Here is a 19,966-nt window from a genome sequence, read left to right as displayed (position 1 = left end):
AGGCTTGGCTAACAAAGGGTTAAGTGCGGCAACGGAAAGACCTTGTGCGCGGTCTGACCCTCTTGCATGCGGGCGGCACCCGGCCCATAAGGTGCGCAAGTTTTGCAAAGATATGGAAAGGATAAGGACATGATCGGTCGTCTCAACCACGTGGCTATCGCCGTGCCGGATCTCGAAGCCGCCTCGGAGCAGTATCGCTCGGCGCTTGGCGCAAAGGTCGGTGCCCCTCAGGACGAGCCGGATCACGGCGTCACCGTGGTTTTCATCGAACTGCCCAATACCAAGATCGAACTGCTCTACCCGCTTGGCGAGGATAGCCCGATCAACGGCTTCCTTGAAAAGAACCCGGCGGGCGGCATTCACCATGTCTGCTATGAGGTCGATGACATCATCGCCGCGCGTGATCATCTCAAGGAAACCGGCGCCCGTGTGCTTGGCTCGGGCGAGCCGAAGATCGGCGCGCATGGGAAGCCGGTCCTGTTTCTGCATCCGAAGGATTTCAACGGCTGCCTCGTGGAACTCGAGCAAGTCTGAGGCAGGACGAATCCCGGTTTGAACTCGGGCGCAGGCGGGCTATTGTCCCGCCTGTCGCCGCTAGATTAGGACTGCGCCCATGTCGATCACTTCCGCCCTCGTGCTTTATGCCGTGCTTTGGTTCCTGACCCTGCTGATCGTGATCCCGATCCGGCTCAAGACCCAAGGAGACGTGGGCGAGATCGTGGAGGGCACCCATGCAGGTGCACCGGCGCAGCATAACCTTAAGGCCAAGGCATGGATCACCACCGGCGTTGCCGCGGTGATCTGGCTGATCCTGTTTTGGATCATCAGCCAAGGCATCATCACCGTGCGCGACTTTGATTGGATGAACCGCCTGCCGCCTGTGGGTGAATAGACAAGGTTTCAGAACCCGCGTGGCCGCGCCTCGGAGCGGGCGTTCAGCCCGTGAAACAGGTGCGTGAAGGTCGCCGCGCCGAAGATCGGGATCACGAGGTTGATCAGCGGCAGCGACAACGGCATCGCCATCAGTGTGCCTGCGATCCAGATCGTCACCCAATGCTTCTTGCGTAGGGCCTTGGCCCCGTCGCGCCCCAAGCGGCGCATGGCGGCGAGTTGGAAATACTCGCGCCCGAGCAGAAAGCCGTTCAGACCCCAGAAGATGAACAACGCGAAGGGCGAGAAGAACGCGTAGAGGATAAACGCCAAAAGGTTCGCCACGATCAGCACGCCGAGGAACGCGAGCGTATCGCGCAATGCATCCGAGAAGGGCATGCGCGGCACGGCGGGCAGGTTGGGGTAATGCCGATCTTCGACAGCCTGGGCCACCTCGTCGAGGAACATCGAGGTGATGGCCGAGGCGACGGGCACCATCAGGAAGACCGACAGCACCACCATGAAGATCAACGAGGACCAGCTCAGGAGATCATCGAGCCATGTCACTTCGCCAATGACGGGAACGTAGGCCTCTTCCCCGACGACGAAATCCAAAAGGGTCAGTAGCCCGGCATAGGCCCCGACGAGCAGCGCGATTGTCAACACGATGCCAAGACCGAGTACCTTGCGGAACCGGCGGTCGCCCATCTGCGAAAGGGCGGCGAAAAACGACGAGAAGATCAGCGAGAGACCCATGTCACCTTGTCCTCGATGCTGGGGCGCGGGCGCTCTGGCGGCGCGGCGGTTTCGGTGCCGATATGGATCAGCCCTGCAAGCCGTTCGTGCGGGGCGAGGCCGAGGGATTCCTGAAGGAAAACAGCATCATGCGAGGGCCAGCCCGAAAGCCAATTCGCCCCCCAGCCCGACGCCAACGCCGCGTTCAGAAGCGCGAGGCAGACGGCGCCGGCGGAGTAGGTTTGTTCGATGGCGGGGACTTTTTCGGCGATGACGGGGGATTCGATGACGGCGACGGCGAGGTGGCCGGTGTCGAATTGGGTGCGCCCCTTGCCGGTTTGCACCTCGTCCAGCCCGAGCGCGGCGGCGCGGGCGCCGACAGCATCGCCGAGGCGGTGCAGGGCGGCCTCTTCGAGGACGAGGAGGCGCCAGGGTTCGAGCTTGCCGTGGTCGGGACTGCGTAGCGCCGCCTCGAGCAGGGGCGCGAGTTCGGCACGGGTTGGCACCGGTGTCGTCAGGGTCTTGGCGGGGCGGGAGCGGCGCGTCAGGAGAAACTCGAGCGCGGCCGGATTGGGGGTTGGCATGGGCGTTTCCGTAGTGAGTTCACGCTTGGCATGTTGTCGTTAAAGGCCGGAAATTCAACCACTTTCCAGTTGTTTTTGCAGGTTTTTGCGGTTTGCATGGCGTGGCGTCACAGGCCATAAAGGCGCGCAGACGCCATGGAGGCCCACCCGAATGTCCAACGAATTCGCAGCCCTTGCCGCGCCCGGCACAGAGATCGCCGTGCGGGTGACGCCGAAGGCCTCGCGCAATGCCGTGAAGCGCGATGAGGACGGACAAATCCGGGTCTATGTCACGGTCGTGCCGGAGGGTGGCAAGGCCAATGCAATGGTGCAGAAACTCCTCGCCAAGGCGCTTGGCGTGGCGAAATCGCGGCTCGTTCTGGTGCGCGGCCAGACCGCCCGCGACAAGGTGTTTCGCGTCGAAGGTTAACGACAAAGCCAACGTCGGTATTACGTCGGTATCGCGTCTGTATTGCATCTGTGGGGAAGCGTTAACGCAGCGTTCGGGTTAACGGGCGAAAGCGGTTTCGAAACCGCTTGGGGAAGGCATTTTGAAAAGCCTTTTCCCCGGCCTATTCCGTGCCGCGCTTGTGCAGTTTGTAGACGCCTTCCGGCAGGTCGAGCGCGGCGGCGAGTTCCTCGATCTGATGCGAGGAGAAGGTCACCTTCTGCACCGTATCCGTGCGCGCGTCGTATTGTTCGACGGTGATGCAATCGTCGAACATCTGGATGATGACATCCTCTTTGAGAGGGGCGGGCCCTTCGTCAACAAGCGTGACAACCGTGGCGTCAAATTCGTGCTCGATGCTGAACATGCCATCAGCCTAGCGGATTGCATGGGGTAGGGGAATGGTTTGTTTCGGGGGGCGTTGCAGCGGCTTGCCGGAAGGGGCTTGCGCGGGCGGCGAGGCAAAGCGCTTCGACTCGAGGACGGTCAGTTGAACGTGCGCGTCCAAACTTCTCGACGTGCTTCATCTCGGCGTGCGTAAGCTTCGATCGCGGCGTCCATGTCTTCGGGTGAAAGCGCGGCGGCCCCTTGTGCGTGGCGGGTCAACTGCATTGTATACCATGCGGTAACGCCGCCTTCGGGCGGGGCTTTGAAACGGGGGAACAGAGGCGCGGCCCGTTGACCGGCCAGCCAGTAGGACGGCAGCTCCGGCTCCACCACAAGGGCGCGTGCCAAGCCGACGAGGTCGGCCTTGCCTTCGGCGACGGCGCTCTCGGCTTGTGCCAATGTCTTGAAGCCGCCCGTCACCATCAAAGGGATATTGGTCTTTGAGCGCGCGCGGCCTGCGAAATCCAGGAAGTAGGGACCAGACCCAGCGCGATCAGAAGAGGACGCCGCACCGGGGAAGTATGTGCCGCCGCTGATGTCGATCAGGTCGATGTCGCGTTTGTCCATTGCGGCGATGACGTCAAGCGCCTCGTCTTCGGCGAAACCGCCTTCAAGCTGATCCGTGGCGTTCAATTTGATCCCGACGGGAAACTCCGGTCCGACCTTGTCTCGCACTGCCCGGATCACTTCGAGCAGCAGGCGCATCCGGTTGCGAAGCGCGCCGCCATAGGCGTCATCGCGTCGATTGAACAACGGCGACAGGAACTGGTTCAGCAGGAACCCATGCGCCGCGTGGATTTCCACACCGCCGAACCCAAGCTCTTTGGCAAGCTTGGCTGTGCGGGCGAACTCGGCTGGCAGGGCCTCTATTTCGTCCAAAGACAACGCGCCACAGGTCAAGCCGGGCAGATCAAGCGCGCTCGGTCCTTTTGGCGTGCTGATCGGAGCGTCCGCCATTGCGCCAGCATGACCCAGTTGCACCCAAAGCTGAGCACCGTCGGTTGCGCCCGCCTTGGCCAGTTGCTTCAGGCGTTCAAGGTTCGAATCGCGGTTCATGACCAGATTGCCGGGCTTTTCGGGGTAGTGAGGGGTGCCTTGAACTTCGCCAATGATCGATACCCCAAGGCCGCCTTTGGCCCAGCGACGGTAGAGATTGATCTGGTCTTCGGTCGGGTTGCCAGCGCCATCCCCGAGGGAATCAGACATTGCGGATTTGGCGATGCGGTTCTTGAGCGTTGCGCCGCACGGCAAGATCAGGGGGTGGGCGAGTGGGGAAAGATGAGACTGAGGCATGGGGGCTCCTTGGTCAGTCGGCTCCGTGCCGGGCGCGAAAGCGGGCCATTTCCCGCTCGGTCGGGCGCTGGCCCGAGAAGGTGGTGACGTAATCGGGGATACGCGCGAGGCGCACGGCCAAGGTCTCTTTGACCTGCATCGAGATATAGCCGATTTGCGTCAGGTAGACAGTGCGCGCCCGCACGTCGGCCTCGCCCTTGTCATAGCCGAAGCGGACGAACATGGCGCGGATCGCGTCGAGCCGGGCTTCGTCTGCGGCGTGCACCTGTTTGGCGACGGCATCGGATTGAAGCGCCCAACCGCGGACCGCAAGATCGAGCCGCCTTTCGAACGGGCCATCATCGAGGAAAATGCCGATCAGGTTGAGAACGGCCTCGGTGATGGTTTCGGCATAGTCCTGCGTGGCGATCACCAGGCTTTCGGTATTCGCGGTTTTCCATTCGGCAAGAAGCGCGTCGAGCAGCGCGGCACGATCCGGGAAGAACCAATAGAAGCTGGTGCGCGACAGGCTCAGCCGGTTTGCCAGCGGCTGAATTTTCACGGCGTCAATTCCGGATTCGATGAAGGCGTCGCGGGCGGCAGTCAGCCAGACCTCGCGGGAGCCTCTCCAGCCGCCTGATTTCTCGTCGGTGTCGCGCTTTGTTTTCATGCGGTGATCCTAGCGGGTTCTTTTGCGGGTCACAAGGAAATGGTCAGAGATGAACGATTTATTGACACAAGTGAACATTTCTGGAATCGTCCTGTCAGTTCATCGGAGTCCTGCAATGTCAAACGATCCCCTTCTTCAGCCCTATCAGCTCAAGCATCTGACGCTGCGCAACCGCATCATGACGACAAGCCATGAGCCCGCTTATCCCGAGGATGGCATGCCGAAAGAACGCTATGCGGCCTATCACGCAGAGCGCGCCAAGGCGGGGGTGGCTCTGGCGATGACGGCGGGTTCGGCGGCGGTCTCCAAGGACAGCCCGCCGGTGTTCAACAATATTCTGGCCTATAAGGACGAGGTCGTGCCGTGGGTTCGGCAGCTGACGGATGCCTGTCATGATCATGGCTGTGCGGTGATGATTCAGCTGACCCATCTTGGGCGGCGGACGGCGTGGAACAAGGGCGATTGGCTGCCGTCGGTGTCCTCCTCCAAGCATCGCGAACCGGCGCACCGTGCCTTTCCCAAACTGGCGGAAGACTGGGACATCGAGCGCATCATCACCGACTTTGCCGATGCCACCGAGCGCATGAAAGAGGGGGGCATGGATGGGATCGAGTTGCAGGTCTATGGCCATCTTCTCGATCAGTTCTGGTCGCCTTTGACGAATGACCTTGATGGGCCGTATGGCGGTGGGTCGCTTGAGACCCGTATGCAGCTATTGATGGATGTGCTTGGTGGAATCCGCAAGCGCGTGGGCGACGGGTTCATTGTCGGGCTGCGCTATACGGCCGATGAGATCGAGGCTGGCGGAATCTCAGAGGCGGAAGGGGTCGAGATTTCGAAACGGTTGGCGGAGTCGGGGATGGTCGACTTTCTCAACGTGGTGCGCGGGCGAATCCATACCGACCCGGCGATGACCGATGTGATCCCGGTGCAGGGGATGAAGAACGCGCCGCATCTCGATTTTGCCGGGCAGGTGAAGAAGGTGACCGGGATGCCGACCTTTCACGCCGCCAAGATCCCGGATGTCGCCACCGCCCGCCATGCGGTTCAGGCCGGGTTGCTCGACATGGTGGGCATGACGCGGGCGCATATGGCCGATCCGCATGTGGTCAAGAAGATCATGGACGGGCGCGAGGATGATATTCGTCCCTGTGTCGGGGCGACCTACTGTCTTGATCGGATTTATCAGGCGGGGGATGCGCTTTGTATCCACAATGCTGCGACGGGCCGGGAGTTGACGATGCCGCACAGCATCGCGCCGGCGCAGACCCGCAAGAAGGTCGTGGTCATCGGGGCCGGGCCAGCGGGATTGGAGGCGGCGCGTGTCAGCGCAGAGCGCGGCCATGATGTGGTCGTTCTTGAGGCACAGCCGGACCCGGGCGGGCAAATCCGCCTGACTGCGCAGAACCCACGCCGTCGCGAGATGATCAGCATCATTGACTGGCGCATGGCGCAATGCGCGGCGCGAGACGTGGAATTCCGGTTCAACACATGGGCCGAGGTCGAGGACGTGACCGCGCTGAACCCTGATGTGGTGATTGTCGCCACAGGTGGAATGCCCAATACCGAGTTGTTCGAAGCCGGGCAGGAGCAGGCCGAGGTGGTGAGTGCTTGGGATATCATCGCGGGAGATGTGAAACCCGGCGCGCAGGTTCTCATCTATGATGAAAGCGGCGATCATCCCGGTCTGATGGCGGCCGAAATAGCCGCCGAGGCCGGTAGCCAGGTCGAGGTGATGACCCCGGACCGCACCTTTGCGCCCGACATCATGGCGATGAACCTTGTCCCCTACATGCGCGCACTTCAGGACAAGGATGTCACCTTTACCGTCACCCGCCGCCTGAAAGACGTTCAGCGCGACGGCAACCGTTTGAAGGCCGTGATCGGCACCGACTATAGCGATTTCACCAGCGAGAAGACCTATGATCAGGTCGTGGTGAACTATGGCACGATGCCGATGGACACGCTTTATTTTGAGCTCAAACCGCTGTCATCGAACCATGGCGCAGTGGACTATGACGCTTTGATCGGCGGTGAGGTGCAGAGCGTGACCCGCAACCCCGACGGCCAGTTTCAGCTTTTCCGGATCGGGGATGCGGTCAGCGCCCGCAACACCCATGCCGCGATCTATGACGCGCTGCGTCTGATGAAGGATATCTGATGCACCGCGTGCGATCGGCCCGGCGTGCCTTGGGCGCGCTCGCAATCGGGTGATGCTCTCTGCTTGGGAGGCAGAATGACCAACTCACATATCTTTAGCCCGCTGACCCTGCGCCACAAGACGTTGCGCAACCGCATCGTGTTCGGGGCGCATACGACCAACATGGCCGAGGATGGCCTGCCCGGGGATCGGCACCTTGGCTATTACCTTGAGCGCGCCATAGGCGGGGCGGCGATGATCGTGGTCGAACCGATGCCCGTGCATGCCGCCGCCGTTCTTACGCGGGGCAATTTCCGGCATTCGAGCGACGCGGTGATCCCGCATTTTGCCCGTCTGACCGAAGCCTGTAAGGCCGAGGGCGCGGTGATGATCCAGCAGTTGTATCACGTCGGTGCACATGGCGATTGGGACAATAGCTGGCATGCGAACTGGTCGCCTTCGGGCGGGCCGAGCTATCACGACAATGATGGCAGCCGGGCCATGTCCGAGGCCGAGATCGAAGAGACCATCGAGGCCTTTGTGAAGGCCGCGCTCCGCTGTCAGGCTGCGGGGTTTGACGGGGTCGAGGTCTGGGCGGCCTATCATTGTCTGCTCGATCAGTTCTGGACCCCGTTTTCCAACACGCGCACCGACGCATGGGGCGGCAGTCTTGAGAACCGCACGCGGTTTTCAAGGGAGATCCTGCGCCGGATTCGCGCCGCTTGTGGGGAGGCGTTCATCGTCGGTCTGGCGGTGTCGGACGATCCGGCCACGGGTGTCTTTCCCACACGCGACGAGATGGTCGAGATTGTTTCGTTGCATGATGCCGAGGGGTTGATGGACTATGTCACCATCGGCGCGGGCAGCTATGTCGATTTTCAGAAGATCATCCCCAGCTTTCAGTATCCCGAGAACCTTGGCGCGGATCTGGCCGAACGGCTCAAACAAGCGGGGGTGCGCGCCCGTGTGACCGCCGAAGCCAATATCCGCACGCCGGAGAACGCCAATACCGTTGTGGGGGCCGGGCAGGCGGATATGGTGTCAATCGTGCGTGGGCAGATCGCCGATCCGCATCTAGTGACCAAGGCGGCAGAGGGGCGGAGCGAGGATATCCGCGGGTGCCTGTCGTGTAACCAGCAGTGCTGGGGGCGGCGGGGGCGTGATTACTACATCTCGTGCCTGATCAACCCGTCTGTTGGCCATGAGGCGGACTGGGGTGGCGACCGGTTCACGCGGGCGGAGACGGCAAAGAGCGTGTTGGTCGTCGGCGGCGGCCCGGCGGGGCTCGAGGCGGCGCGCGTTGCGGCCGAGCGAGGCCACAAGGTCACGCTCTGCGAGGCGGGGCCGGAGCTTGGGGGGCAGTTCCGTTTGGCCGGGCTGCAACCGCGGCGGGCGCAGATCACGGACCTGATCGCATGGTACGAGCGGCAGTTGGCGGCGCTTGGGGTCACGGTGCGGTTCAATCACTATCTCGATGCCGACGAAATCGCGGATATCGGGGCGGAGTGCGTCGTGCTTGCCACCGGGTCGTTACCGCAGGAGAGCGGGTTTCAGAAGGCCTTGCCACAGGTGGCAGAGCTGCCTGGCGTCCAGAGCGGCAGCGTCTGGTCGAGCGAAGACGTGATGGGCCGCGCGGCCCGGCTTGGCCCGCGCGTCGTTCTTTTGGACGAGGGCGGGCATTGGAAAGGCATTGGCACGGCATGGCATCTCGCCGAGGCCGGGCATGAGGTCACGATTGTCACCCCGGATGCGATGATCGCCCGCGATCTGGGCCGCAGCGCGACGGATTTCCCGGCGCGTCAGACGCTTGCCCGGTTGGGGGTAGGGTTCGTCACTGAAAGCGCGCTTGTGGGGTGGTCCTCTTCCGGGGCGCGGTGCCGGTCGCTGTTGACCGGTGAGGAGCGCGAAATCGCGGCGGAGTCGCTTGTGCTTGCGACGGGGAACCGCGCGGATGGCGCGCTTCTTGAGGAATTGCGCGCGCGCGGGCTGCATGTGGTTCCCATTGGCGATGCCGCGGCCCCGCGCCTTGCGGCGGCGGCGATCTATGACGGCAGACAGGTCGGCCTGTCGCTCTGAGCCTGGCCGATCTGTGCCGGCGGGGCGTGGTCGTTTCTTGTGAGACCCGCTTCGCAATTCTGCGTGAGCGCGCGTGCCGGGCTGTCCAATATCGTCTCAATCGCAAAGGAGACTGGATATGACCGACACTTTGGCCCGACCCCGCGCGCGTTCCGGCGGACGCTCGGCACGCCGGACGCTTCGCACCACCCGGGATTTCACCATGCTACCCGGCCTGACCCGTGCCATTCCGCTTTGCGAGGTGATGGACGGCGCACAGGTCGAGAAGATCGACGCCGCCTCGATGGATATCCTCGAAAACGTGGGCGTGGTGTTTCGCGATCCGATTGCGCTGGAAGACTGGAAGCAAGCTGGTGCAAAGGTAGAGGGTGAGCGGGTCTATCTCGACCGCGGGTTGGTGCGCGACCTGATTGCGACGATCCCGGCGGACTTTACCTATTCGGCGCGCAATCCGGCCAAGAACGTGCGCCTTGGGGGGCCGCATTCGATCTTTGTTCCGATGACCGGTGCGCCCTTCCTGCGCGATCTGGACGATGTGCGCCGCAACCCGACGCTTGACGATCTCGCGATGTTCCACAAGCTCGCGCATATGATGCCCGCATTGCATTCCTCGGCGCACCATATTGTCGAGCCCTATGACCATCCGATCAGCCAGCGGCATCTGCGCATCACCTATTCGTCGATGAAGCATTCCGACAAGACCTTTATGGCGATGACCACCAGTCCGAAGAACGCCGAGGATGTGATGGCCATGTGCGCCATCCTGTTTGGCGAGGACTTCATGGAGCAGAATCCGGTCACCACGGGGAACTGTAACGGCAACTCGCCTTTGGTCTGGGACGAAACGATGCTGGGCGCAATGCGGGCGCTGTGCAAACGCAATCAGCCGGTCTTGTGCTCGCCTTTCGTGCTTGGCGGGGCGAACACGCCCGCGTCGGTCCCGGCGTCGGTTGCGCAGTTGAATGCCGAAGCGTTGAGCGCGCTGGCCTATACGCAGGTGATCCGTCGCGGCTGTCCGGCGATCTATGGCCACTATCTTTCGACGGTCTCGATGAAATCCGGTGCGCCGATGGCAGGCACGCCCGAGATCAGCCTGATGAACTTTATGATCGGCCAGATGGCGCGGCACTACGGGGTGCCGTGGCGGACCTCGAACACTTTGGGCGGGGCGAAGACCTTTGACGCGCAGGCGGGCTATGAATCGGCCACGACACTGTCGGCGGTCCTGCATGCGGGCGCCAATTACATCTGGCATAGTGCCGGGTGGAACGAAGCCGGGATGCATTGTTCCGTGGCCAAGTTTGTGGTCGATGCAGAGCAGTGCGCCATGGGCCACCGCATGGCCCAAGGGCCGCAATGGGGCGATTTCGACCAAGCGCTTTCTGCGGTGCCGGACGTGGGACCGGGGGGGCATTACCTTGGCCACCCGCACACGCAGGACAATTTCCAGACGGCCTTTTTCATGCCCGAGCTGTTCGACAACAACTCAATCGAGCAATGGGTCGCGGAAGGGTCGAAAGAGATCACCCAGCGCGCGCTCGAGCACGCCCGCAAGCTCTTGTCCGAGTATCAGGAGCCGAAGCTTGATGTGGCGAAGGACGAAGAACTGCGGGACTTCATTGCGCGTCGCGAACGGGAAATCCCTGCGGCTGATGAGCTCAACCAGGACTATTGATAAGGACAGCTTTGCGAGACAGAGCTGACCTTATAGGTGTCAGTCTGGTTTGGTGCGAGCGGCCAATTGCGACCCTCAAGTCCACTGCGGCGAAGGGCTGCTGCGAGTCCTTTCTGCCAAGCCATTGAAAAGACAAGCAATGTCTAGTTATCTCGTCGCTTAGTTCACTATTCACTCAGTTCATCCCACCAAGGGAGTAGTTTTCCAAGTTCATCAGCAAACGGATAGTTTCGATTTGGATGAGCTGTGCCAGCAACCAAATCTTTGTGAACGCCGTCCAAACGCCAACCTCGATACTTTTCCGAGTTGGATGACTTCAAGGCTTGCAACAAGGTCGCCTCCGTTGAAGTCGATAGAGCGCGCTCTAATTCAGGCACGGCAACAAAGACGATAGGTTTCCTGTCTGCCTCGGAAATATCGGCATCCTTCTCAAGCGCCATTTTTTCGGCGTCTGCAAGAACTTGCTTCCTCAGCGTCTCAGCCATCACAAGCCAGTTGTCCAGCGTTAGCACGACGCCAATAGCTTCATCGCTCACAGCCCTTCCAACATAGCCCCGCCGGCAGTGTGAGAAGAACCGCCATAGCTGGAAAACAGCCTTCGTTATGTCTTGATAGCCTCGGTCCTCAATCGGGTTCATTCCAAACATTGCTTGTTGCGACATACGCGTTGCTTTGCATTCGAATGCGGCTGAAATCTGGTCACTCAGCTTGCAAAGAATGTCTGGGGTATCGAGTTTGTTCGGCTTTTTCCGGTACTTGAATTCTCTTTCCCATTCGAAACCGGGCAACGTTTCAGCAAGGTACCTCACACAGTAGTCTTCGAACCGCCTTCCGTAGTCGTCTCGAATCGGACCGCCGCCGTCCACCACGTCATAGAATACGCCAGATGTGACACGCTCAAGGATAAGTTCCGGCACTGGTGCGCGTATTCTTTCGCCCTCTTCGCCAAAGCGCAAGCAGGGAGCCTGCCGAAGGATGCTCGGTTTGTCTGCCGTGTGGATCATTTTGCGCCGCCTGTCTCTTGCCAGGGCCGAAGCCTTTGGAAACGGCAATGCTATCAGCGCCAAGACTCTTTCGACTTCCTCCCACTCGACTCCCATGTCCACCCAAGACTTGTCGTTCCGAACAACTGGGAAGTTGGTCAATGAGACGTAGAGCATGAACCCGATTTGTGAAAAACGGTTCAGCGTGATTCCGTGCGCTCTCTCGAATTGCGCGGCACAAGGCCCCTGGCCATAAACAAAGGCGTTTCGGTAAAACTGTGGAATGTTAACAAAGCCACGTTGCCAGTCGAACTGGCGCGCAGCGATGCGCCCCATTTCGATGAATATTTCTTCACGTTTCTTCTGGACACGATATTCGACGTTTTCCAACTTGGGAGCCAGTTTACGCAATCCGTCGCAGCGCCAAAGTGGTCGCAGCGCAATTTTCTTATCGGGCGGTTTCTCTTCAACTTGGCTTTTGGAACCGTCATCAACTCATTTGCCAGCGTCTCGATTTCCCATTTATGTATCGAATATTTGCTTGGCATCTTCGCGCTGATTGCCCCTTCAGGAATGGTTTCAGGCAGAAAGAATTTGAGCGCTGGATCGGGATTATCTGTTTGTAGAATATGGGTGGCCCACAAGAGCTGTATAAACTCTTCGTCGCCAGTCCGCGACAACAGCTTGTTGAGCTTCTTCCGATAGTGGTTACGCATTGGCTTATCTTTGCGAATCTGCTTGATGGCAATTCGGGAGAGCTTTGGAGCCCACATAACAGTTTGCATCTAAATATGAAGGAATCAAAGTAATGTACTCCAACATTGTCCCTCGTGAATGCGCCAAAGCAATCGAACGTCAGCTTTGGAAGTTTGCTACTTGACAACTTCGCGACAGCAACGAACGCCCACTCCCCACCCACATTCCCCAACGCTGTGGCCGCGCAATGGGTTGGCTTTGACCTCAAGGCTGCTGTTCACTCCGCCCGTGCTGTCCATTCTTTCCAGCGCAAAACGGCGTTGGCGCCGAGTTGTTGGAAGGGCTGTGGGGGGAGGCGTTTGGGCTTTGCTTCGGCGGTGAAGTGGCGGGTGATGGGGCTTTGCACGCCGCAGGCGAGCTCTGCCGCGCCGATCCCGGTCAACGTCCCGCGCGCGGTGCCGAGGCCGTTTTGCACGCAGCCGGAATAGAGGCCGTCGTCCAGTTGGCGCATCACCGACACGCCGTTCAGCGTCAGGCAGAGATGGCCGGCCCAGGCGTGTTGCATTTGCATTCCGGCGAGTTTGGGGAAGCGGGTGTCGAATTTCTTCTGCATCACGCGCGCTGCTCGTGCGACATGGCCGGGGCCGACGCGCCGTCCGGGGGCCAAGGTCGCGCAGGTGCGGGTGACGATGCGGTTGCCGCCTTGACCGGTATCAATGCGCCGCACGGTTGTTCCCATCGGGTCTGATGGGGTGATGCCCCAGCGGTCTTGTCCGCCGAGCTTTGCCAAGGCGTCTTGGTCGAGCTCTGGGGTCATCACGGCGTAGAGGAAAAGCTGCATCAGCCGGCCTTTCTCAAAGCCGAAGCTTTCCAGATGGCCGTTTACGGTCAGGATGACACGGCCAGCGCTGATCTCGCCGGAGCGGGTTGTCACCTTCCAGGCCTGTCCTTCGCGGGTGAGGGAGAGGACGGCGCTGTTTTCGTGGATGGTCACCGCGTCGCGTGCCAGCCCTGCCGCCAGCCCGCGGATGTATCCGGCGGGTTGCAGCATCACGGTGCCGGGTGTGTAGAGCCCGGATTGGTAGTGATGCGAACCTGTCAGCGCGGCCATGGCCTTGGCGTCCAGCATTTCGGAGGCTTCCCCGAGCGAGGCAAGGTGGCGCGCGTAGCTTTCGTTGTGGGCATGTGCCGTCGCGCTTGCCGCGCCATTCACCTTGCCCGCGCGATCGAAATAGTTGGGGTCTATCTGATACTCGTCCACCGCTTGCGCCGCGAAGGCGATGGCGTCGCGGTTGAGGCTGATCATTGCCCGGTCGTCGCCAGCTCCGGCATAGTCGTCCGAGGTCAACTCGTGCGGGAGATCGATCATGAAGCCCGAGTTCCGGCCCGCCGAGCCTTCGGCGATGCGGCTGGCGTCGAGCAGGACGACCTTTGCCTCGGGCTCGATCTGGCGGACGCGGCGGGCGGCAGAGAGCCCGGCAAACCCGGCGCCGATGACGACGACGTCGGCGGTCTGGGCCCCTTGCAGCGGGGCGTAGTCGGGGGCGGGCCCGAGTATGGCATTCCATGCTGCCGGCCCCGGAAGGGCCGACAGCTTATCGGTTTGGAGGTGGGTCAATTCACGGCCTCGTCCGCGTCGTCGGCCAGATCGAGCCAGATCGTCTTGAGCTGGGTGTACTGGTCATGCGCGTGGATGCCGTTGTCGCGCCCGCCAAAGCCGCTTGCCTTGAAGCCGCCGAACGGCGTCGAGATATCGCCCTCGCCAAAGCTGTTCACGGTCACGGTTCCGGCGCGGATGGCGCGGGCGCCACGGATCGCGCGCTTGATATTCGCGGTGAAGATCGAGGCGGCCAACCCGTATTCGGTCGCGTTGGCCAGTGCGATGGCTTCGTCGAAGTTTTCAACGGTCAAGACAGACAGGACCGGGCCGAAGATCTCTTCGCGGGCCTGCGGCGCGTCGGCGGCGACATCGAGAATGGTCGGTTCGACAAAGCCGTCTTTCGCGGTGCCGCCCATGACAACCTTCGGCCCTTTGCCAAGATAGGAACAGACCTTGTTGAAATGCTCTTGCGACACCAGGGCGCCGACGCGGTTCAGCGGGTCGAGCGGATCGCCCATGGGCCATTCGCGGGCGTGGGCCTTGATACGTTCGAGCAATGCGTCCTTCACACCTTGTTGCACGATAAGCCGCGAGGAGGCCGAGCAGTTCTCGCCCATGTTCCAGAAGGCACCGTTGACGATATGCGCTGCCACCCGGTCGAGGTTCTCGGCGTCGTCCAGCACCACGGCCGGGTTCTTGCCGCCCATCTCGAGCGTGACTTCCTTGAGGTTGCTTTCGGCGGCATAGCGCAGGAAGCGCCGTCCGGTTTCGGTCGAACCGGTGAAGCTGAGCGCGTCAACATCCATGTGGCGGCCCAAGGGTTCGCCCACATCCGGGCCTGATCCGGGCAATACGTTGAAGACACCCGGCGGGACACCGGCTTCCATCGCCAGTTCGGCAACGCGCAGGGCCGTCAGTGACGTCTCTTCGGCGGGCTTGACGATCACCGAACAGCCCGCGGCCAGGGCCGGGCCGATCTTCCACGCCAGCATGAGGAGCGGGAAGTTCCATGGCAGGACAAGGCCGACGACACCGACGGGTTCACGCACGACCATGGAGATGTGATCGTCTGAGGCCGGGCTGACCTGATCATAGATCTTGTCGATCAACTCGGCGTGCCATTTCAGGCAGTGGATGGTTTCCGGGATATCGACGGTTTCGCAGTCGTAGATCGTCTTGCCGCTGTCGAGGCTTTCCATGACCGCGAGTTCACGGGCGTTGCGCGTCATCAGCTTTGCCAGCTTGATTAGAACGTCTTTGCGCTCGGAAGGGTGCAGGCGGGACCAGCGGCCATCTTCGAAGGCATCGCGGGCTTTCTGCACGGCGAAATCCACGTCTTCGCCACCACATGCGGCGAGTTTGGCCAGGACTTCCCCTGTCGCCGGGTTGATCGTGTCAAAGGTCTTGCCGCTTTGGGCCGGACGGAAGCTTCCGTCGACAAAGGCCTGTGTGGGCAGGGTCAGACCTGCCGCGATGGCTTTGTATTCTTCGGTTGTCAAAAGGTCGCTCATGCCGCTGCCTCCGCCTGTGTGCCGGGTTTCGACCCTGCTTCGATGTCTGCCACCGTGCGTTTCAGCACACGGACCACTTGTTCCAATTGCCGTTTGTCGTCCTTGTTGAGGGGGCGCAGCGGCGGGCGCGGAGGACCGGCGTAGTTGCCCATCATTTCGCAGCCATATTTGACGCATTGGATGAACTTGCCGCCCTGTTCGAGGACGCGCATCAGAGGCATCATCGCCGACATGATCCGACGGCCCTTGTCGAAGTCGCCTTCGACGCGGCAGGCGTTCCACAGCGCGACATGCTCTTTGGGCAGGAAGTTCGAGCCGGCGCAGACCCAGCTTTTTGCGCCCCATGCGAAGAATTCGAGGGCTTGGTCGTCCATGCCGCAGGACATCTGGATATGCGGGTAGTCCCGTGCCAGAAGGTGCACTCGGTTGATATCGCCCGAGCTTTCCTTGATCGCGCAGAAGTTGCGGCTACGGCCGACGCGGTCGAGAAACTCTTCGCCCATGTCGATCCCCATACGGCCGGGGTAGTTGTAGAGCATGATCGGCAGGTCCGCGGCGCGGTCAATGGCCAGCGCATTGAGGGCGTTCTCGCGTTCTGTCGGAACGGAATAGGGCGGCGAACCGACCAGAAGCGCAGAGGCGCCGATCTTGGCCGCGTGTTCCGCCATCGCGATGGATTCCGAGAGCCGGATCGACACGGTGCCGACAATCACCGGTAGGCGGTCGCCGACCACGTCTTTGACGTAGCTTGCAACGTCCATCCGTTCTTCGAGGCTCTGGGCGTAATATTCGCCGGTCGAGCCGCCGTTGATCAGACCATGGACGCCGGAGTCGATCAGATACTCGATCTGTGCCGCCAAGGAGTCACGGTCGATGCTGCCATCATCGCGGTGCGGCGTGATAACAGGGGTATAGATGCCATCGAATTTCATGAGGCTCCTTTCAGGGTTGGTTCCCCGGGCGCGCGGCCAAGGGGGATTTGGATGCCGACCGGGGTCACGAAGCTTTCGATCTCGGCGCGCGAGAGTTCCCAGTGGTCGAGGGCCAGTTGGGCCGAGCCTTCGACATCGCCTTTTTCGATCAACTCGATGATTTGATCGTGCTGATCGGCCGCGATGCTGCGCTGCTCTGCCATGGATTTGTTGCGGGGGTTGTAGAAAGACATAGCGATACGGGTGTGGTCGATCAGCAGACGCCGCAGGCTTGGTGTCAGGAATTCATTGTCGGCCATCTCGCCGATGACGGCGTGAAAGCGTTGGTTCATCAAGGCGCGTTCGGCGGTGTCGCCATCGCGGATCGCTTTGCGGAACAGGGTCTGGGTGTCTTTCAGGCGCATGATCTGGGCCTTGGTGGCATGTTCGGCGGCCAATCGGGACACCGCCGCATAGAGCATCGGCGCTGCCATGAAGAAATTGCGCAAGGTCTTGTGCGTCATGGGCGCAACCTGAGCGCCGCGGTTCTTGTGCAGGACCACATAGCCCTCGCCAGCGAGCTGGTTCAGCACTTCGCGCAGGGGCGGGCGGGAGATCTCGTAGGCCTCTGCGATTTCGGCTTCTTCCAGATAGCTTCCCGGTTCGAAATCCTGCGTCAGGATGCGACGGCGCAGATCTTCGACACAGGTCGCTTTCTTGCTGATTGTTTTTTGGCTCATGAATCTGTCTCCGACGCCGCGCGTGCGAATCTTTGCGTGTCATTGTGTTTTGTGAGATGTTGTGTAGAACAGAAAAATACATATTGTCTACAATTAAGATCCGAGCGATCTGTAGAAGGCAGGGAGAGACCCATGAGACCGCATTCCAGAACGACGCTTTTTTGCGGGCAGAGGGCTTGGACAAGTCCGGCAAAGTGCGCAGAGACCGCGCAAAAGCCAACCTGTGACACGTCGCTGGGCGGCCCCTTGGGGGCGTTCGGCTTTCTTGAGAGGTGATCGCAATGTCCGCTTCGCAGCATATCGTCTTTGCGCTTGTCGAGGACTTTACCCACATGGCCTTTGCCTGCGCGGTCGATCCGCTGCGGATTGCCAACCTGATCTCGGGCGAGACGCTCTACCACTGGTCTTATGCGTCGCTTGATGGCGAGACGGCGAAGAGCTCGGACAACACAAGGTTTGACGTTCAACACAGGTTTGACGCGTTGCCGGAATGCGACCGGGTTTTCGTGCTATCGGGGATCGGGATGCAGTCGAAGGACCACTCGGTTCTATTGCGCGCATTGCGGCGCAAGGCGCGGTTGACCAACACCAGTATCGGCGCGCTGTGTTCCGGGAGCTGGGTCTTGGCGATCGGTGGCTTTCTGAACGGGCGGGACGCGTCTATTCACTGGGAATTCCACGACAGTTTCATGGAAAAGTTTCCGGAGGTGAATCTGCTGCGGAATGTCTTTGTCGCGGATGCCAAACATCCGACGGCTTCGGGCGGGACGGCGACGGCCGATCTCATGCTGCACTTGATTGCGCAGGATCATGGCCGGGACCTGTCGGTCGCTGTGGCCGATCAGATGGTCTATAACGCAGTGCGCGAAGCGACGGCGGCGCAGAAGGTTTCGCTTCAGTCGCGCAACGGGATGCGCAACCCGCATATGGCCGCCGCCATCGCCCGCATGGAGCAGCATCTCGAAGACCCGATTTCGCCCGCTGTAATCGCGGCGGAGCTTGGGATATCCGTCCGGCAGCTTGAGCGGCTCTTTGGCAAGTATCTCAACTCTTCACCGAAGAAATATTACATGGAGATGCGGCTCGAGCGCGCGCGGCACCTTCTTGTACAGACGGAGATGTCGATCATTGACGTGGCCCTTGCTTGTGGGTTCGAGAGTCCGGGGCATTTCTCGCGGGTCTATCGCACCGCTTTCGGCTGCACCCCGATGATGCAGCGCGGGCAGTTGAGCTAGACCAAGGCGGCTCAGTGGGTTTGCCGAGGCGCGGCGGCGGGGCGCTCTCCGAGGTGACTTAGGCTGGCGAGGGCCAGAGTGAACAGGGCGAGCAGGGCTGCGCAGCCAAAGGTCATCGAGAAGGCATGGGCGATCTGCTGCGCGGGGGCATGTGTCACGTCGCCAGTGCCGAGGACGGCGACGAACAGAGACGACATGGCGGAAGCCCCGGTCATCAGGCCAAGGTTGCGCGATAGACCGAGCAAGCCAGAGAGGCGGCCGCGTTGTGCCATCGAGGCGCCGGACATGACGGCGGTGTTGTTGGCGGCGAGGAACATCTGGAACGCAGGCGTCAGAGCGATGAGCGCGGCGATATAGCCGTAGACGCCGAAGACCCTTGGCAAGATTGCCAGAGCCAGAAGCCCAAGGATGGTCTGCACGAGGCCCAAGATCATCACCCGCCGTGCGCCGAGCCGATCCGTGAGCCGCCCGGCCGGAATGCCGGCCGCCGCGGCGACGGCGGGCCCGACTGCCAGCACGAGGCCGACCTGCGCCTCGCTCAGGCCCAACGAGAAGGCGAGGAAGAAAGGGCCGACGACCAGCGTCGACATCATCACCGTGCCGATGGCGAGGTTCATCGCAAAGCCGAGGCCGGTGGCCCGGTCGTGCAGCAAGGCCATGGGGACGAGCGGTGCGCGGGCGCGGGTTTCAACGATCACGAAGAGCGCGAAGGCGGCAATGGCGGCGGGGATGAGGAGGGTCGGCGAGACCGAAAGGCCTTGGGCGCCGCCGCTTGTTGCAAGGGCATAGGCGGCGAGAGCCAACATCAGCACGAGGCTTCCTGGCAGATCGAGTTCGCCGAGCGCGACGGGCGCGCGTTTGGGGTCGCGTGCGATCACGCCGATGGCGAGGGCCAGCGTTACCGCCGCCACCCCGGCAAGGAGCCAGAACGCCATGCGCCAATCCCCCCATGTCAGGAGCAAACCGCCGAGAGACGGCCCGAGCGCGGTTCCGAGCGCCGATGTCGTGCCCAACAAGCCCATCGCCGAGCCAAGCCGTTCGGCGGGAACGGCATCACGGGCCAGCGACATGGGCAGGGCAATGAGGATTGCGCCGCCGAGCCCCTGCGCCGTCCGCCCCAAGAGAAGGACCGTCAGGCTTGGCGCGAGGGCGCAGAGAACCGATGCGGCGAGGAACAGCAGAAGACCTGCGATCAGCATGCGGCGATGGCCGAACAGGTCGCCCAGTCGGCCAGCCGAGACGATGGCGATGGTCATGGACATCAGGTAGGCGAGCACGATCCACTGCGCGTCCGACATCGAGGCGGTGAAGTCGCGTGCGAGGGTGGGCAGCAGGACCGAGGCGATGCTTATGCCGAGCGATGCGGTCAGCGTTGCGGCCGTGAGCGTGCTCAGGACGGAGAGAGGGGTGTGGGCGTTCTCGGGGGTGCTCATGGGGTTCCTCTTGCGTGGAAT

At 61.5% G+C, this 19,966-nt stretch carries 19 protein-coding genes; 7 read left to right on the top strand and 12 right to left on the bottom strand.

All coding sequences use genetic code 11. From position 1 onward, the window contains the following. The first annotated feature begins 129 nt into the window (after nt 1–129). Complete coding sequence (mce, locus tag MK745_RS06920) at nt 130–534, top strand: methylmalonyl-CoA epimerase (protein WP_243612553.1); 405 nt, start codon at nt 130–132, stop codon at nt 532–534. Between the two features lie 79 nt (nt 535–613). Further along, nucleotides 614–892, top strand: coding sequence for a DUF1467 family protein (locus MK745_RS06915; protein ID WP_243612552.1), 279 nt, complete (start codon nt 614–616; stop codon nt 890–892). An 8-nt stretch (nt 893–900) separates the two neighbouring features. Here the strand turns inward: MK745_RS06915 and MK745_RS06910 are convergent, their stop codons facing one another. Together MK745_RS06910 and MK745_RS06905 are read right to left on the bottom strand one after the other, a co-directional pair. Then, nucleotides 901–1,626 carry an EI24 domain-containing protein gene (locus MK745_RS06910; protein ID WP_243612551.1) on the bottom strand — a complete coding sequence of 242 codons (726 nt, stop codon included), beginning with the start codon at nt 1,624–1,626 and terminating at the stop codon, nt 901–903. Next, the gene (locus MK745_RS06905; protein ID WP_243612550.1) at nt 1,611–2,189 is read right to left on the bottom strand and encodes a nitroreductase family protein; all 579 of its coding nucleotides are present in this window, start codon (nt 2,187–2,189) and stop codon (nt 1,611–1,613) included. The genes MK745_RS06910 and MK745_RS06905 overlap by 16 nt, the downstream gene beginning before the upstream one ends. Before the next feature lie 151 nt (nt 2,190–2,340). Here MK745_RS06905 and MK745_RS06900 point away from each other — a divergent pair, with 151 nt between their 5' ends. Continuing rightward, nucleotides 2,341–2,598: a DUF167 domain-containing protein gene (locus tag MK745_RS06900; RefSeq protein ID WP_243612549.1), complete on the top strand. Its 258-nt coding sequence runs from the start codon at nt 2,341–2,343 to the stop codon at nt 2,596–2,598. Nucleotides 2,599–2,740: 142 nt separating this feature from the next. Here the strand turns inward: MK745_RS06900 and MK745_RS06895 are convergent, their stop codons facing one another. The 3 genes from MK745_RS06895 to MK745_RS06885 all read right to left on the bottom strand — a co-directional run bounded on the left by MK745_RS06895 (nt 2,741) and on the right by MK745_RS06885 (nt 4,945). Next, a complete protein-coding gene (locus MK745_RS06895) occupies nt 2,741–2,983 on the bottom strand; it encodes a hypothetical protein (RefSeq protein ID WP_243612548.1) in 243 nt (80 codons plus the stop codon). Nucleotides 2,984–3,102: 119 nt separating this feature from the next. Beyond that, nucleotides 3,103–4,296 carry an NADH:flavin oxidoreductase/NADH oxidase family protein gene (locus tag MK745_RS06890; protein ID WP_243612547.1) on the bottom strand — a complete coding sequence of 398 codons (1,194 nt, stop codon included), beginning with the start codon at nt 4,294–4,296 and terminating at the stop codon, nt 3,103–3,105. 13 nt (nt 4,297–4,309) lie between these two features. Then, the gene (locus MK745_RS06885; protein ID WP_243612546.1) at nt 4,310–4,945 is read right to left on the bottom strand and encodes a TetR/AcrR family transcriptional regulator; all 636 of its coding nucleotides are present in this window, start codon (nt 4,943–4,945) and stop codon (nt 4,310–4,312) included. Between the two features lie 115 nt (nt 4,946–5,060). Here MK745_RS06885 and MK745_RS06880 point away from each other — a divergent pair, with 115 nt between their 5' ends. The 3 genes from MK745_RS06880 to MK745_RS06870 all read left to right on the top strand — a co-directional run bounded on the left by MK745_RS06880 (nt 5,061) and on the right by MK745_RS06870 (nt 10,836). After that, nucleotides 5,061–7,106, top strand: coding sequence for an NADH:flavin oxidoreductase (locus MK745_RS06880; protein ID WP_243612545.1), 2,046 nt, complete (start codon nt 5,061–5,063; stop codon nt 7,104–7,106). Between the two features lie 75 nt (nt 7,107–7,181). Beyond that, nucleotides 7,182–9,161 (top strand): FAD-dependent oxidoreductase, encoded by a 1,980-nt coding sequence (locus MK745_RS06875; RefSeq protein ID WP_243612544.1) that lies wholly within the window; start codon nt 7,182–7,184, stop codon nt 9,159–9,161. A 118-nt stretch (nt 9,162–9,279) separates the two neighbouring features. Then, nucleotides 9,280–10,836, top strand: a complete 1,557-nt coding sequence (locus MK745_RS06870) for a trimethylamine methyltransferase family protein (RefSeq protein WP_243612543.1) — start codon at nt 9,280–9,282, stop codon at nt 10,834–10,836. Nucleotides 10,837–11,003: 167 nt separating this feature from the next. On the opposite strand, the gene MK745_RS06865 is transcribed toward MK745_RS06870, so the two are convergent. From MK745_RS06865 to MK745_RS06840, 6 genes are all read right to left on the bottom strand, one after another. Continuing rightward, the gene (locus tag MK745_RS06865; RefSeq protein ID WP_243612542.1) at nt 11,004–11,840 is read right to left on the bottom strand and encodes a hypothetical protein; all 837 of its coding nucleotides are present in this window, start codon (nt 11,838–11,840) and stop codon (nt 11,004–11,006) included. Nucleotides 11,841–12,019: 179 nt separating this feature from the next. Further along, the gene (locus tag MK745_RS06860) at nt 12,020–12,535 is read right to left on the bottom strand and encodes a hypothetical protein (RefSeq protein ID WP_243612541.1); all 516 of its coding nucleotides are present in this window, start codon (nt 12,533–12,535) and stop codon (nt 12,020–12,022) included. A 257-nt stretch (nt 12,536–12,792) separates the two neighbouring features. After that, nucleotides 12,793–14,133 (bottom strand): NAD(P)/FAD-dependent oxidoreductase, encoded by a 1,341-nt coding sequence (locus tag MK745_RS06855; RefSeq protein ID WP_243612540.1) that lies wholly within the window; start codon nt 14,131–14,133, stop codon nt 12,793–12,795. Then, nucleotides 14,130–15,626, bottom strand: coding sequence for an aldehyde dehydrogenase (locus MK745_RS06850; protein ID WP_243612539.1), 1,497 nt, complete (start codon nt 15,624–15,626; stop codon nt 14,130–14,132). Before MK745_RS06850 ends, MK745_RS06855 begins: the two co-directional genes overlap by 4 nt. Beyond that, entirely contained in the window at nt 15,623–16,558 is a 936-nt protein-coding gene (locus MK745_RS06845) for a dihydrodipicolinate synthase family protein (protein ID WP_243612538.1), read from the bottom strand. The genes MK745_RS06850 and MK745_RS06845 overlap by 4 nt, the downstream gene beginning before the upstream one ends. Next, nucleotides 16,555–17,277 (bottom strand): GntR family transcriptional regulator, encoded by a 723-nt coding sequence (locus MK745_RS06840; RefSeq protein ID WP_243612537.1) that lies wholly within the window; start codon nt 17,275–17,277, stop codon nt 16,555–16,557. Before MK745_RS06840 ends, MK745_RS06845 begins: the two co-directional genes overlap by 4 nt. A gap of 281 nt (nt 17,278–17,558) precedes the next feature. Here MK745_RS06840 and MK745_RS06835 point away from each other — a divergent pair, with 281 nt between their 5' ends. Next, nucleotides 17,559–18,512 (top strand): GlxA family transcriptional regulator, encoded by a 954-nt coding sequence (locus MK745_RS06835; RefSeq protein ID WP_243612536.1) that lies wholly within the window; start codon nt 17,559–17,561, stop codon nt 18,510–18,512. An 11-nt stretch (nt 18,513–18,523) separates the two neighbouring features. Here the strand turns inward: MK745_RS06835 and MK745_RS06830 are convergent, their stop codons facing one another. Next, nucleotides 18,524–19,945 carry an MFS transporter gene (locus MK745_RS06830; RefSeq protein ID WP_243612535.1) on the bottom strand — a complete coding sequence of 474 codons (1,422 nt, stop codon included), beginning with the start codon at nt 19,943–19,945 and terminating at the stop codon, nt 18,524–18,526. Nucleotides 19,946–19,966 lie beyond the last annotated feature (21 nt).

The sequence above is a fragment of the Shimia aestuarii genome, from assembly GCF_022814865.1.
In the GTDB taxonomy this organism is placed as follows: domain Bacteria; phylum Pseudomonadota; class Alphaproteobacteria; order Rhodobacterales; family Rhodobacteraceae; genus Shimia; species Shimia aestuarii_A.
The sequence above is the reverse complement of the archived record's forward strand: the minus strand, read 5'-3'. Positions and strand labels throughout refer to the sequence as shown.